The organism is Daejeonella sp. (assembly GCF_037719425.1).
In the GTDB taxonomy this organism is placed as follows: domain Bacteria; phylum Bacteroidota; class Bacteroidia; order Sphingobacteriales; family Sphingobacteriaceae; genus Daejeonella.
Window position 1 is genome coordinate 17,370 of sequence record NZ_JBBJNI010000022.1, and the last position, 16,047, is coordinate 33,416.

A 16,047-nucleotide genomic window follows, 5' to 3' on the forward strand; every position below is an offset into this window, starting at 1 on the left:
GTAACTTTTATCTGCCATGAAAGAAAACTTCAAGTCCAAAGAATACTTTAAACCTTGCTTGCGCTTTAAGAAGCGGGAACACCCTTATGATATTGGTATGCCTTTTTCATGGTGGCAAGGACATTATGACCGCCACTTCTTGAATAATATTTATCAGCGTGATGAAAGTGAGTTTGACGCATTCTACCATTACCACTTGTCCTATTTTCTAAAAGTTACTTAGTGGAGCCGAAGGCTCCGACACTTTCATCTTTCGCAGGCCTCTTTGATTAAGCATCTCTGCAATCTTATTTACCATGTCAACAGACGCCTCGATCTCTTCTTTTCGGATTGCTACACTTTCAATATTAAATCCAAATGGTATACCCCGTTCTGAACAAAAGTCAGCTAGTTCAGAGGCAATAGAAAGGCAGACATTTACAGACTTTTCAAGAATGTTTTCTGAATTCTTAAGATCTTCTTTTAGGTCATCGGGGAGATGAATACCCAGCCATTCCATAAAATGCAATGTCTTTGCCGAACCACAAGCTGTTAATGTGAAGATAATTGTCGGTAATTGTTTGTTTTCTTTTTTGCAGGTGCAGCTCAGATCTTCAATAATCTTTTTTGCATACTCCACATTAAATACACACTGGGATATAAAATAAGAAACACCACAACTTACTTTGTCGAGGATCCGCTTATCTTCATCTTTCAATAATTCATGTCTTTCGGGAATCGTAACGGCGCCTATTACAGATGTCTCTGCATTTTTGCTCCAAATTTTGTATGCATCTGGCAGACTTGTCTTCACAGGAAAATCCGGTGCAGGCACTCCAACAAAAACCGGATAAAACCTATTCTCGTGAAGCTCTTCCAGCCATTCCGACAATTCTTCACCTGAGAACTTTCCAGCGGGGCGATACAATATTTTAGGGATTTTAAGATCCTGAAGGTATCCTTTCGCAAACAGCAAGGGGTCCAGGGCTTTTAAAAAAGGGAATGGCCTTTCTTCTGAAGTACGGGCCGCTTCATCCTGTACGTCGTATACTACAAGTGCATCGAGATCCAGCGGGATAAGTCTTGCAAGGGTCTTTTCAGCAATTTCAGCGATCCTTTCCGGAGTTGTTTCTGATTTAGGAGGTGTGATACCGTAAAGTAGAATTCCGGATTCCCCGGATTTGATCTTATTTAAGAACATATTTATTATTGTGATTTAGAAACCGGAACTTTATAACTCCCCGTGTTTTACGTTTTAAAGATATTGTTTATCTGCATGATTTTGTATACCCCGTCATATACTTTCTGTTATTACATCTGAAGTACATAGAAAACCGTTATTCCGCTACACCAAAAAGCCCGGCATCTTTCAGATACCGGGCTATAAAAAAATATGGGTTACTTTGTTTCAGGAAGCAATACCAGACGGATAAAGTTATTGCCACTCAGGTAAGTATTTGCTGCTGTTTTTAGCGCTGCCGGAGTAAGTTCTTTCAATGAATTGAGATAAGTTAATACCTGTTTAGGGTCTTCCCCGTTTTGAAGTTGATTATTTATATAACTGAGCCAGAATCCATTGTCTTTTAATTGTGTTTCAGTGGTACGTGTTTCCTCCGCTATAAATTTTTCAAGGTCGACTGCCTGAGAACCATTTTGTTTGATCTTGTTGATCTCGTCAAGTGTTGAGCTGATAAGCTTCTCAACATTTTCAGGGGCGCTTCCAAACGTGATCGTCATAGTATATCTGCCTTGAGGGAGTTTGGAATATGATGCACGTGCACCAACACCATAAACACCGCCTTCGTCTTCCCTAAGACGTTCAATTAGCTTTATTGACAAGACTTCTGCAAGAGCATCAAGCTGGTTATTGTTCTTCTCGTTGTACGTGTGTGCTCCGCTGAATACGAGTCTCACGTTTGCTTTCGGTTCCTGTCCTTTATACACCTTTTTATCAATCTTGCCCGATGGAATTTTTATTCCTAAATCCTTTGCGCTTTCTTTTCTGTTTGTTGATGGAAGCGAACCGAGATATTGTTCAAGCATCGGTTTTATTTTTTCGGGTTCGAAATTCCCAACAAAAGTGAAAGTGAAATCACTAGCATCGGCAAAACGGTCCTTGTAAATATCAAATGCTCTATCAAGACTTATCTCGTTAACTTTTTTCAAAGAAGGGCCAGTCCGGCGTACATTATAACTGCCAAGGATTGCAGCAACTGAATCGGCGAAGACGCTGTTTGGATCATTCTCGCGATTTGCCAGACTTCCCTTACTTTGGGCGATAAGTCCTTTAAAGATTTCAGCGTCCTTACGGGGTTGTGTGAAATACAAATAAGTCAGTTGAAGCGCGGTTTCCAGATCTTTTGGAGCAGCAGATCCCGAAATACCTTCAAAGCGTTCACTAATATACGGGCTTACTGAAACCTTCTTGCCTGTAAGCATTTTTGGAAGCTGTACAGAGTTAAACTCAGCAATTCCGCCGCTTCTCACAATGGAAGTCGCAGAACTGGCTGACTGGTAATCAGCATCGCTATATAACGAGTTTCCTCCCGGACTAAATGCTGTAAAGCTAATCTCGTCATTTTTAAAATCTGTTGGCTTTAGGATCACCCGAACGCCATTGCTCAGCTTAAGTTCTGTTATTCCCAGTTCCGGGATCTTCTTTTCAGAAATGACTTTTCCGCCGGTCAGTGTTGCAGAAAGAAGGGGTTTATCAGAAACCTGATCGACAAAGGCAGTTATGTTCTCCTGTTTAACATTATTAATCCAGCCGTTCACGGTGGCTTCGGTAGGAAGTGTAGCTTTATCCTTCTCAGGCCCCATGATTATCACATCACGGTTTACATCGGTAATATACTGTTTGGATAATTGATTAACATCCTGTAGAGTTATACCCGGGGTGAAGGTTTTGGCTAAGTCATATTCATAAGCGATGCCCGGGCTTGCTTCCTGATCAAGGAAATTTCTTACATACTCGCTCACAAGCTGATCAGACGACGTTTTGTCTTTCTCTTTTAACGAAGATTCCATATTAGTCATGTATGACTGCTTGGCCCTATCCAATTCGGTTTGAGTAAAGCCAAATTTTTGTACCCGCTCGGTTTCTGTGAGTACAGCTTTAAAGCCACGCTCCATTTCACCAGGCTTAGCCACAACAAAGGCGTTATATACATCAAGGCCGGCCAGAAAGGCACCGATATTAGCTCCCGCTTGTAGGAAAGGAGGGTCTGCTTGTTTGGTGAGCTCCCCGAAACGAGCGCCCAGCATTTGGTTAAAGAGTGATCTTACGATGCTGTTTCTATAGTCTGTTCGGGTGATAAGTTTTGATTCAGGGTGTTTTATCAGGATTTGTGCTACGGTAACGGGAAATTCGTTATCGGTAACAGCCATAAATTGGTTCTTGTTAATTAATGGAATGGTATAGTTTGTCCTTGGTCTTGGCTTGGCTGGATTTTTCAGATCTGAAAACTTAGCTTTGATCATGGCTTCCATTGCGTTTACGTCAATATCTCCCACAACAACAAGCGCCTGCATATCCGGGCGATACCAGTCCTTGTAAAATTGCTGAATCGTGGCATAGGAAAAGTTCTTAAGTACGTCTTCCGTACCGATTGGTAAACGATTTGAATATCTCGAGTTATTGAATATCATTGGGAGATACTTGTCTTGCAAACGCTGTTGAGCACCTTTTCCTAAACGTTTTTCTTCCAATACAACTCCCCTTTCTTTGTCGATCTCGGCCGGGTCAAGTGTTGCATCCTGCGCCCAGTCACGCATGATCTGGAGACCATTCTTTAGAACTTCCGGGTCATCAGACGGAATGGGCAGCTGATAAACAGTTTCATCAAAGCCTGTATAAGCATTCAGATCTGCACCGAACCTCACGCCTGCTTTTTGCAGATAATTCACAAGATCGTTTTTAGGGAAGTTCTTTGTCCCGTTAAAACCCATATGTTCCATAAAGTGCGCTAGCCCCTGCTGATCATCGTTTTCCAGGATTGACCCAACCTTATTAGCCAGGTAAAGCTGCACCCGGTTTTTCGGCTCTACGTTTTTACGGATATAATAAGTAAATCCATTCGGGAGCTTCCCTATTTTGATTGCCGGATCAAGTGGGATTACTTCTGGGGTAGGTTTTTGTGCAGTCCTGGTGGTTGTTTGGGCATTAATAATGCCGGGTGCCGAAATCAATATCGCAACTGCGCTGATATAGACCTTGAAAATATTGTTCATGATATTCTATTTATAAGTGGTGTGTGTAGTATAAAATTAAACCTTGATAATTATTTTTTTGCTGTACATCCACCAAAGGATAACCAGCCAGATTAAAATAAAAGTAATTGCTCCTGCCAGTGATGCATTTATCGGAGAAAAGTAGGGTGTAAAGAATGTCTGATACATCCAATCCTTTGCCCCGGCTTGCGATCCGTCCGGCATTTCAACTTTGATCATGGCCAGGATACGCGGAATTAGTCCCGATAAAAAGAACACTGTAATAGCATTGACACCATAAACAACGAATGGAGTGGTATACTTCTTATATCCCTGAACATCGATAAGCCAGTAAGACAACGCAAGCCCGATTGTTGCTAAACCACCGGCATATAGTACAAACGAGCTTGTCCATAATGCTTTATTTATAGGGAAGAATAAGTCCCAGATTAACCCCGCTATAACAGCAAGCAGGCCAATAGAGAACATCCATGAAATCTTAACAGCATCGGGCTTGTCCTTTCTTTTAAGCCAGGAACCCACCAAAACTCCAAACAGGCCGGTAGCAATTGCGGGAAGGGTACTGAATATACCTTCCGGATCCCAGGTCCTTGCAGAGCGCCATAAATGTGCTTCGGTTAATAATGTTCTGTCGAGCCATGCTCCAAGATTGGTTTCTTTTTCGAGATTCGCGTAGCCCACGCCGGGAACCGGAACCAGTGTCATTAATAGCCAGTAACCAACTAATAAACCGATAAGAATTCTGAGCTGAGTTTTAGACGTTGTTTTGATGAAAATAACAGCCGATACAAAAAACACGACGGCAATCCTTTGCAAAACTCCGGGGATACGAACTGTTTTTAATGCTTCGAGCGGTTCAGTGAATACCTTTGGAAAGAGAGACAGAAACAAACCCAGGGCAAATAAAATCAAAGCTCTTTTTAAAGCGGTAAAAATAAGAGTCGAATGCTTTGCGTGATCTTTTTTCGATCCGAGTGCAAAACTTATTGAAACTCCAACAATGAAAAGGAAGAATGGAAAGATCAAGTCAGTTGGCGTACATCCATGCCATTCGGCATGTCTCAGAGGCGCATAGATATGACCCCAACTCCCAGGATTATTTACAAGGATCATTGCTGCTACTGTTAATCCCCGGAAAAAATCAAGAGATAACAATCTAGGAGGTGAAGTTTGTAAGATTGCAGGTTTCGCCATTAAGTTCTTGTTAATTGAACACTAAATCTGCATTTTTTTTAGGGAATAAAAAAGTGTTAAAGGAAATTGTTGGTGGGTTATTGCTCAGAGCCCACAGCCGACAGCCACTTCAACGCTTCTTCATCCCTATTCTCCACACACAGCTGCTTAAGTTGATTCTTCAAGTCTGCCGTGAGGGCTTGATATTTTTTCTGCCCATACAGGTTTTTCATTTCACGCGGGTCAGTTTGAAGATCATAAAGCTCCCAGAAATTTTTATGATCGTAAAAGCGGATCAGCTTATATCGATTCGTGCGAATACCAAAATGCTTCAACACACTATGTTCGCCGGGGTATTCATAGAAATGATAGTAGGCCGAGTTTCTGATGCTAGCTTTTGGGTTCTTTAGCAAGGGCATCATGGACCTTCCCTGAATCTCTTTAGGAATAGCGACTCCTGCAGCTTCCAAAAATGTCGGGGCGAAATCCACATTCGAAATCATTTGATTAGAAACCGTTCCCGGCTTAATAACGCCGGGGTATCGAATGATCAAAGGAGTGCGCATCGACTCTTCGTACATAAAACGTTTGTCGAACCAGCCATGTTCACCCAGGTAGAATCCCTGATCAGAGGTATAAACCACGATTGTATTTTTCGTCAGGCTATTTTTATCAAGATAATCCAGGATCTTGCCAATATTCCTATCAAGCGAAAGCAGTGTGCTATAATAATCCTTCATATACCGCTGAAACTTCCATTCTGTAAGTACCTTTCCGGTCAGTTTTCTTTTTAGGAAATCTTCCTCAATGCGATCATAATATGCGTTCCATTTTTGTTTTTGTTCAGGGTTCATTCTGGCCAGAAATGCTGATGCAAGATTGTCCGGATCGCTTTTCATTTTCAGATCGTAGCCGATCTTCATCGTTTTCTCAACAGACATATCCTGCATTGCCGCTGCAATCCGGTTATCATAACTGTCGTAGAAATTGCCCGGAAGAGGAAAGATAATATTGTCGAACTTTCCAAGGTCTTGTATATCAGGCATCCAAGTCCGATGCGGCGCTTTTTCCCCCACGACCATAAAAAAGGGCTTCGATTCATCCCGGTCATTCAGCCAATTTAAAGCAATATCTGTAGTAACGTCTGTGCAATAGCCTTCTATACGACTGGTATCACCTTTCATACTAATAAAAGAAGGATTGTAATACTGCCCCTGTCCGGGCAGGATATTCCAGTAATCAAATCCCTGCGGATATGAGAAAAGATGCCATTTTCCAACCCATGCTGTTTGGAAGCCGGACGCTTGTAACCTTTTAGGGAATACATCCTGCGAAGCGTCGAATTTGTCGTGATTGTTTTTGAAACCGTTAATATGGCTATATTTTCCGGTCAGAAGAATAGCACGGCTAGGGCCGCATATTGAATTTGCGACAAAAGCTTTATTAAAAACAGCACCCTGCTTGGCTAGCCGGTCTAAATTGGGTGTTGCACCATATTTCGAACCATAAGCACCGATAGATTGAACTGCATGGTCATCGGTTAGGATGACAATTATATTGAGTTTAGAATTTTGCTGTGCAAAAACACTTAATCTTAACACCAGCGCTATCAGCAGGAACGCCCCTTTTTTCATTTGAATGTAATTGTTTTTTAGTGGCTATGAAGCTTGCATGAGCTTATATTCATTTCTTTTTGTGAGCGGCAAGCTCATGCAGGTCTCATCTGATCTTGTGATTAATAATTCCATCGCACAAAAGCTTCCATAGCTTCATATTCTGCTAATCCGAGCTTGTCGTATGATTTAGCAGTTTCCCGCGTCCTATCCTCGGCGCGAACCCAAAATTCCCTGGCATCGTCGCCCGGAAAAACCGGCCGGTCTTTCTGAGATTGATGCTTGAAAATGGCAAATCTTTTTCGTTCAACTTCCTGAGGCGAAAGTGGTACGGCCATCTGGATTTCATGGGTTTCAAATTCATGCCATGCACCACGATACATCCATAGCCAGCAATCCTTAACCCACGATTCGTGTTTTAGACGGTTAAGTGCGGCGACAATAATATCGAAGCAAACCTTGTGCGTTCCGTGAGGATCAGCAAAATCTCCGGCAGCAAAGATTTGATGTGGTTTTACCTTTTGAAGAAGCTCCATCGTAATGTTTACATCATCCTCAGACACAGGGTTGCGTTGCGTCTTGCCACGGTCGTAGAATGGCAATGCCATAAAGTTGATATGATCATCTGGTAATCCGGCAAACCGGGCACCGCTAATAGCCTCTCCTTTACGGATCAATCCTTTCAAGGTCTGAATTTCACTTGTATCGGTTTGATTGGGTTGCTTAGTATCAAGGAACTTACGCATGGATAGATACAGGTCATCCAGTTTCTGTGTGTCAAGATTAATTGATTTGCTAAAATCACGGGCAAATTCGACGAAACGAAGCGCATCGTCATCCCAAACTGCGGTATTACCTGATGTCTGATATGCAACATGCACGTCATGGCCCTGGTCAACCAGGCGAATAAAGGTCCCGCCCATGGAGATAACATCGTCATCGGGGTGGGGTGAAAATATGATCACCCGTTTCTTAGCAGGTGTAGCGCGTTCAGGCCGCTGGATATCGTCGGCGTTGGGTTTGCCTCCTGGCCATCCGGTTATTGTGTGTTGTATTTTATTGAAAATCTCAATGTTAATATTGTATACCGGCCCCTTTTCAGTTGCCAGTTCAGCCATCCCATTATTGTTATAATCTTCTTCAGTAAGCTTTAAGATCGGTTTATCAAGATGGTTTGCAAGCCAGATAACCGCCTTTTTAATTAGTGGTCCATCCCAGACACAATCTTTAACAAGCCACGGAGTGTTAAAGCGGGTTAGCTCAGATGCCGCATCCTGATCGAGAACGAATTCTACATGTTCAGAAAGCTGAAGATAGGTTGCCGGAACGTCTGATGAGATCTCGCCTTCGACGGCTTTTTTAATAATAGATGCTTTTTTCCTGTTCCACGCCATCAGGATGATCTCACGGGCTTTGAAGATGGTGCCGATCCCCATCGTTATAGCCTTGGTCGGAACGTTTTCTTTTCCTCCAAAATCACGGGATGCATCGCGACGAGTCAGGTCATCAAGCGTTACGAGGCGCGTACCAGAATTAGGGGCAGAACCGGGCTCGTTAAAACCGATGTGGCCGGTACGCCCAATACCTAGTATTTGTAGGTCCAGCCCACCGAGTTCAGTTATTTTTCTCTCATAATCAAGGCAGAATGCAGGTATTTTTTCAATGTCTAATGTTCCATCCGGAATATGGACGTTGGCCATGTCAATGTCGATATGATCAAACAGGTTTTCCTTCATAAAGCTAACATAGCTCTGCGGAGAAGTTGGCTTCATCGGGTAATATTCATCCAGATTAAAGGAAATTACATTCTTGAAACTCACCTTTTCTTCTTTATGAATTCGTATGAGCTCCTGGTAAACCCCTATTGGTGTTACACCTGTAGCGAGACCGAGTATAGCTTGCTCGCCTTTTTTACTCTTTTTCTGGATAAGATCAGTAATTCGTCGGGCAACTTTGCGGGAAGCAATGTCAGTATTTGGATAAACGGTAACGGGTAGTTTTTCGAAACGGGTTTCTTCCAGTAAATTTAATCGGGCCATGAGGGGCAGACTTTATTAGGTGAGACGCAAATATAAAAAAATTAAACTTTCGCGACCGGGCATCTATCGTTTTCAAACCCGCGCCAGCTTTATGCGTTTTTTTGCAGATTTTTTCAATCATAATCCGGAACCTTAGACGTGAAATCTGGTCACGTAACGCATAAATTACATAGTTAGTGTATCTTATACACAAGTCAGTATTGATATTGTACGATGATTTATTGCGTTATTGCAAAATAATTTGGCAAATAACCGCAAATAGAATTAGTTTTATGGTATAAAATTAAAAATCCCGCAAGAACCAGAAAAATTGATTGTGTCATTACGTATATAAAGGAATAGTTTGAACATATCTTAACCGCCGTAGTCTCCTGTGAAAAACAAGCACTTATTTTTCATCCAAAAATTAATTTACTATCAAATCACAAAAACACCATTTAAATGAGAAAAATTTACTCTTCCGGATGGCCAAAACACGTTTTGGCATTCGGCGTTATGCTTTTTTTAGTTATTCTCTGCGGGGAGCTGAATGCTCAGGCACGCAGATATGTAATTAGCGGGAAAGTAACGGACGCAAAAACCAGTGAAACGCTTCCGGGCGTCGCTGTGAGATTAACTTCGACAGCAACTGGAATATCTACAAATGCAGATGGAAATTACACCCTGACAGCAGAAGTAAATCCCGGCCAATACACGATTTCGTTTACGTACATTGGATACCAGACCATTTCAAAAACAGTTCAACTTGGCACTGATGCATCGGTAACTCTTAACGCGGAAATAGGCCAGAATGCTGTGGGCCTTGACGAAGTGATCGTCACCGGTACTTCAGAAGGAACCACCCGCCGTCAGCTTGGTAACTATGTGGGATCAGTAAGTGGTGAAGACCTTAATAAAGGTGCTGCTGGCAACGTACTTACCGGTCTGCAAGGAAAAGTAGCAGGCGCTCAGATTACCCAAAACCAGGGTGACCCTGCAGGCGGGATGTCGGTTCGCTTACGCGGTATAAGTTCTGTAAACTCGTCTTCTGATCCATTATACATCATAGATGGTATTATAGCCAATAATGCCACATCAAGGGTTACCGACAATCAGCAAAACAGGCTGGTAGATATTAACCCAGCCGATATTGAGCGTATTGAGGTACTTAATGGTGCTGCTGCCGCCGCTATCTACGGATCTCGTGCAAATGCGGGCGTTGTACAAATATTTACGAAACGAGGCAGCTCCGGCGAGCCGCAGGTTACGTTTTCCTCAACCTACACTAATAGTGAGTTACGAAAGAAACTTCCTGTTAACATGGCGCCGGTTAAATTCGGTGGTCCAACAGACGGCCCGGGAGCTTTCACGCAAGATATTCTGCCGTTGACGTCTAATCCACTCACTTTCGCGACAAATACGACCCCAGTCACCCGTTATGACTACCAGGATTACATTTTTCGCAACGCAAGCGGTGTTGATAATAATTTTTCTGTGAGTGGCGGGAGCGAAAAAACAAAGTTCTACACTTCCGCTTCCTATTTCACCAACCAGGGTATCGTAAAAAATACTGATTATACCCGTTTCGGACTTCGGGCCAATGTCGATCAGACTTTAGCTAAATGGGCAACATTTAGAGCCGGGTTAAATTTTGTACGAAGCGATGCAAATGAAAAACCTTATGGAAACGGACTAATTGTACCTGTGGGAATTCAATGGATCATCGCTAACTTCCATGATATCCAAAAGCGCGATGCTTTAGGTAACCTTCAGGCTATTGGTGAAAGGGGCCGTGTTAACCCTGTTTCAATTATTGAAGATATTAAACAGGCTCAAAGAACCAACCGGGTCCTGGCAAACGCAGGATTTAAATTATTTCCCATAAAAAACCTGACGGTCGACTATAACATTGGTATTGATAACTCAGCGCAGGAAGGTACTCTCTTTGTACCTCCATACACCTACAACGTAAGTATCGCCGATGGCTCATATGGTGGGGGGCTAAGTCTTGATCCTGCTCAAAATGGTTTCGCGGGTAAACGTAATGCAAACCAATACTTATTTAATAATGATTTGAACATCACTTATGATTTCCCAATAACAAGCAAGATCAGCTCTACGAGCCAGATCGGGTATTCATATCAGTATCAAAATGAATCGAGTACGAGCGCTGCAGGAAGAGGGTTAGCCCCTTTCGTTCAAACAGTAGGTGGAGCCAGTACCCCAGCCGTTGGCGGTGATGGAAGAAGTGAATTCTCTGTTGAAGGAGCTTATTTTCAGCAAAACTTTAAAGTCAACAATAACTTCTTCTTAACCGGTGCGGTTCGTATGGATGGTTCAAGTGTCTTTGGAGAAGATCAGCGCAACCAGACTTACCTTAAAGGAAGCGGTAGCTATGTTATTTCTTCCACAAAGTTCTGGGAAGGTCTTGGAGTTTCATCTTGGTGGGATGTCTTGAAAATTCGTGCTGCGTACGGTGAATCGGGAAATTTGACCGGTATCGGTGCTTACGATAGGCTTAACTCATACAGCACATCTTCTTATCTTGGAAGGACTTCCTTTACATCAAGTGGGCAACAGGCCAACGAAAATGTAAAGCCCGAACGTCAGAACGAGTTAGAGATTGGTACCGACCTTTTCTTCCTGAAGAACAGATTAGGTATCACCTTTAACTATTATAATAAAAAGGTAAGTGATCTGTTATTATCGAGACAGATAGCGCCGACAACTGGTTTTACCAGTAAACTAGACAACTTTGGCTCCTTAGAGAACAAAGGTATTGAGCTGTTATTAACGGGTACTCCGATTAAAGGAACTGACTTCAGTTGGGATGCCACAGTGATTTTTAATAGAAACAGAAATAAAGCAACTAATGTTGGTGCCGGTGTTACCGCATTTACCAATAGTTCATCCGGCCCAGTATCATTAATTAACGGGCAGCCGTTGGGTTTGTACTATGGTTCTTACTTCGCGAGAGATGCTCAGGGGAATTTACTGCTTACCCAGGGTGGTCTTCCTCAAACCGAAAGGGGACTTCAGAACGACCCGATCAATCCAACACCACAGCGTGATGCTGCTGGTCAGCCAATGGGTACAGTATTGCGTAGGGTTATTGGGAATCCAAATCCTGACTGGAACGGATCACTGGTAAACGAAATTTCTTACAAGAAGTTAAGTTTCAGAGTGCAATTAGACACCGAACAAGGTGGTGAAAGATGGGCTGCTGATTGGAGAACTTCTCAGGGAGTCGGAGCGGGTTTAGTTGCTGAAGCTGAACAGTTGGGTAAAGTTCCCCGCGGATTTGTGAATGCGAACTATAACATTGAAGAATGGCGTTCAAGACGAGGACAGTGGGTTAAATTACGAGATGTTTCATTGAGTTACAGATTTGGAAGCATTAAATATCTTAAAGACCTTACACTAAACGTTTCAGGTAGAAACTTGTATTCATGGGATAAATTTGAGGAGGGTTACGATCCGGAAGTAAGTTCAGGAGGACAGAGTTCAATCGTAAGAGGAATCGATTTCGGTGCAGTACCCGTTCCAAGATCATTCAATTTTGGTATACAGGCTAAATTTTAATATCAAGTATTATGAAAAAGAAATTATATATAATATATCCAGTTCTGGCAGCTTTGGTCCTGAGCTTTGCCGGTTGTGTAAAGGATTATTCAGATCCTGCCCGTGCAACAGAGGTTAATGTTAACACCAGCACAAAGGGACTTACTGGCGTTGCTGTTTCACTGCAATCTCGTTATGCAGCCGGACGGGGTAATATCTACAATACCATCACCATGAGCGGCTTCCTTGCCAATGAGCTCTTTCTGGTAAATCCGGGTAATACAGCAGAGTTGCAGTTGAGTCTGGGGGGAACATCGCTGGATGGTGGCAACACAGTTATCGGCGCACTTTGGTCGAATAGTAATAAAATAATATATGATGCAAATCTTGTTCTTTCAAACGCTGCTTCGATAAGTGATAAACCTTATGTTAGTGGATTAGTGGGTTATGCAACGATATTCAAGTCACTGGCTCTTGGCGACCTTGCAGCATTCTGGGAAAAAGTTCCCTCAGGTACAGGAGAGAATGTAACGTTCATTACCCGGGCTGAAGCTTACACAAAGATCATCGCCGATATTGACCTGGCTCTTGCAAATATCACTGCTAACCCGATTAGTACAGCCTTCCTGGGAAACATTCCTGCAGGTATTGATATCCCCAATACACTACGTGCGCTTAAAGCGAGATATGCTTTGTATGGAGGAAACTACACTCTTGCCCTGACTACGGCAAATACTGTCGATCTGACTAAAAAATCTGGATTTCAACATAATGCCACAATTAATCAAAATGGTATATATGTAGCAGTAACTGGAACGAATAATTTGTGGCAGCCGATAAGTAATACTTTGGGTCTTCCTGCCGGACTAACTCCGGATCCTGCCGACAAGCGTTTACCTTTTTATCTGTCCGAAAATCTTACGATCGCACCGAGATGGAGAATGAACGGTTTCGCTGCCGCACTTACAACAGAATGGCCTGTTTATCTTTCGGGGGAGATGACTTTGATTAAAGCGGAAGCGTACGCACGCCAGGCAACACCTGATGTTGCGCTTGCATTGATTGAGCTTAACAAGATTGTAACTAAAAAACCTGCCGCTGATCCGTATGGAGTAGGTGCCGATCTTCCGCCATTGGTTGGCCCGTTAACACCTGCACAGATATTGACTGAGGTTTACAAACAACGATCAATTGAGATGTTTCTCTCAGGACAAAGGCTTGAAGATTCGCGTCGTTTGGCTCGTCCGCAGACAGAAAGGAAACGTAATTTTGTAAACTATCCTTTCCGCGAAAGAGATCAGAATCCAAATACACCGGCTGATCCAGCATTTTAACAATCATATTTAAAAAATGGGAGCTTCGGCTCCCTTTTTTTATTCAGCTTTTTTATGAAATCATATATTATAATCCTTGTTACCCTGTTCATCGCACTTAAAGGATCATACGCTCAAACCATCAAGGTTATGTCTTATAATATTCATATAGGACAGAATGCGGCCGGCAAAGATCAATTAATGAACATCGCGGATTTTATCAAGTTATCTAAAGCTGATATTGTAGGTGTGCAGGAAGTCGACAGTGTTTGTAACCGCTCTGGCAAGGTTGATCAAATGAAATTTTTAGCCGAAGCTACCGGGATGTATTTTGCATACGCACGACATTTTGCGTTTGATGGCGGCTCCTACGGCATAGGCATTCTTTCTAAGTTTCCTCTTACCGATGTCAAAGACCACAGGATCATATTGACGAGTAGCGGGAAATCAGATGCGGCTACAAGGGCATTATTGACAGCTAAAATATTTTCAGGTACCAGGGAAATCCTGTTCGCAACAGTGCATATGGATTACCGGGATTCGAATTCACGGTTCGCACAATCTCAGGATTTGGTTAGAATTCTAGGTAGCATACCCTCGCCAGTTATATTAACGGGTGACTTTAATGCTGAACCCGGAACGAAAGAGCTGCTTAACCTGGAGAATATTTTAACGGATACAGGTAAGGATACTGATCTCTCTTTTCCTGCTATCAAACCGGTTAAGAAAATAGACTATGTTATGGTGAGTAAGAATCATCTCAAAACGGTTAGCAAACATGTAGTTTATCCTATTCTATTTTCTGATCATTTACCGGTAATGTCAAAACTGAAAATAAGAGCTGGTCACTGATTCTTGATATTCTAGCTCAGTTAGTTGTCATTCAACAAGAACCTTAAAATGCTAACTTTTTTCTATTCTTCCGCTCATTGCCGCGGAGGCCTAGTTCTTTTGTTTGGTCAAAAGAACCATGCCGACCGCAGGGAGACCACGAATGCCAATAAAAACCATAGCAAAAACTGAGTAAACCCCACCGCTGCGTCTGGAGCTATGGAAGTCACTACTGAGGCTTGGACTGTACTACCCGCACCAGCCGAATGCGGACGAAAGGTGAACGGAGGTTCAGTGGTTTGGCCTTAGAAACGTACCAAGCGCTTGCTGGTGTAGAAGGGCATGCCTGAGGCATGCGGTGTGTGCGCTATTACAACCCTTTTTTCAAGGAGGAGTCTAGGCGCCCAGTGTCCTCCGCTGGCGGAGGTAGATAGGCAGTATTAGCAGCTGAATTTGATTGCGGATATATTTATTTTATATTTAAATCGCAATCTACCTTGTACACTATGCGATTATACCAATCAACAGCGATAAAAATATCGCTGACCTTGTTTATTTCGACGAATTTGATTTTTTCCTATGCGCAGGATAGCATCCTGTTAAAGAATCAGGTCGCCCGTAAGAGCAGAGAATATTTATCCATTGACGTCCAGCCGCTGTTCCGAACCGGGACGAAAATCAGCAAAACTACCGATAAGGATGTGCTGGAAAAATTAAATACTCCCGGCTTTTCCGCAGGGGTAGATTATTTACGGGTGAGCCAGAGTGGCTTTATGTTCGCCGGCGGCGTCCACCTCCGTATGATTCCCATTGCATACAAGTTCGATATTAATGACGACGACTTTACAGTTGGCGGTAATTCCACGTTAAACTTTGGGAAGAGAAACTCCAATTTGATCAACGGCCATTTTTATTTTCCGATCCAGGCCGGCTATACTTTTAAAAGAAAGATCAGTAAATGGGATCCGTCCCTTATGGCAGGCGGTAGCTTAAGCCGGATACAGAGATCACTTCTGACCAGCGGATCTTCATATTTGGATGATTCTAATGTTAGGCACCGGCTACAAGAAATAACTGCTTACTACAGCGAGCTCAATCCATGGCTTACCTATACCCTGAATGCAAGGGCATCAAAAACATTGCGAAGGGGCAATCAGATATTCTTTGCCTTAAATTTCAACTATTCGCCTGTAACTTATAACAGCGGGGAATACAGTTATTACCCGAACAGCGGTAAACAAACCGGGACATTCAATGATACAGGCAGCTACGTGGCCTTACAGTTTGGATTTTCCTTTGTGAGAAAATACCAGGAACCTCAAACGTACA

The 16,047-nt window shown here is 42.8% G+C and carries 10 protein-coding genes; 5 read left to right on the plus strand and 5 right to left on the minus strand.

The features are described from left to right. The first annotated feature begins 16 nt into the window (after window positions 1-16). Window positions 17-223 carry a hypothetical protein gene (locus WKF69_RS04855; RefSeq protein ID WP_340379977.1) on the plus strand — a complete coding sequence of 69 codons (207 nt, stop codon included), beginning with the start codon at window positions 17-19 and terminating at the stop codon, window positions 221-223. Here the strand turns inward: WKF69_RS04855 and WKF69_RS04860 are convergent. From WKF69_RS04860 to nagB, 5 genes are all read right to left on the minus strand, one after another. Beyond that, the gene (locus WKF69_RS04860) at window positions 209-1,180 is read right to left on the minus strand and encodes a hypothetical protein (RefSeq protein ID WP_340379978.1); all 972 of its coding nucleotides are present in this window, start codon (window positions 1,178-1,180) and stop codon (window positions 209-211) included. The two genes, WKF69_RS04855 and WKF69_RS04860, sit on opposite strands and share 15 nt — an antisense overlap. A gap of 197 nt (window positions 1,181-1,377) precedes the next feature. Then, complete coding sequence (locus WKF69_RS04865) at window positions 1,378-4,209, minus strand: insulinase family protein (protein WP_340379979.1); 2,832 nt, start codon at window positions 4,207-4,209, stop codon at window positions 1,378-1,380. A 36-nt stretch (window positions 4,210-4,245) separates the two neighbouring features. Then, entirely contained in the window at window positions 4,246-5,403 is a 1,158-nt protein-coding gene (locus tag WKF69_RS04870) for a DUF5009 domain-containing protein (RefSeq protein WP_340379980.1), read from the minus strand. Window positions 5,404-5,480: 77 nt separating this feature from the next. Next, window positions 5,481-7,016: a sulfatase gene (locus tag WKF69_RS04875; RefSeq protein WP_340379981.1), complete on the minus strand. Its 1,536-nt coding sequence runs from the start codon at window positions 7,014-7,016 to the stop codon at window positions 5,481-5,483. 101 nt (window positions 7,017-7,117) lie between these two features. Further along, the gene (nagB, locus tag WKF69_RS04880) at window positions 7,118-9,034 is read right to left on the minus strand and encodes a glucosamine-6-phosphate deaminase (protein WP_340379982.1); all 1,917 of its coding nucleotides are present in this window, start codon (window positions 9,032-9,034) and stop codon (window positions 7,118-7,120) included. Between the two features lie 441 nt (window positions 9,035-9,475). On the opposite strand from nagB, the gene WKF69_RS04885 reads away from it, so the two are divergent. From WKF69_RS04885 to WKF69_RS04900, 4 genes are all read left to right on the plus strand, one after another. Next, on the plus strand, window positions 9,476-12,595 hold the full coding sequence (locus WKF69_RS04885) for a SusC/RagA family TonB-linked outer membrane protein (protein ID WP_340379983.1): 3,120 nt from the start codon (window positions 9,476-9,478) through the stop codon (window positions 12,593-12,595). Window positions 12,596-12,606: 11 nt separating this feature from the next. Beyond that, window positions 12,607-13,908: a RagB/SusD family protein gene (locus WKF69_RS04890; RefSeq protein WP_340379984.1), complete on the plus strand. Its 1,302-nt coding sequence runs from the start codon at window positions 12,607-12,609 to the stop codon at window positions 13,906-13,908. A 54-nt stretch (window positions 13,909-13,962) separates the two neighbouring features. Continuing rightward, on the plus strand, window positions 13,963-14,739 hold the full coding sequence (locus WKF69_RS04895) for an endonuclease/exonuclease/phosphatase family protein (RefSeq protein ID WP_340379985.1): 777 nt from the start codon (window positions 13,963-13,965) through the stop codon (window positions 14,737-14,739). Between the two features lie 485 nt (window positions 14,740-15,224). Continuing rightward, window positions 15,225-16,047: hypothetical protein (locus tag WKF69_RS04900; protein WP_340379986.1), on the plus strand; the 823-nt coding region annotated here is incomplete at its 3' end.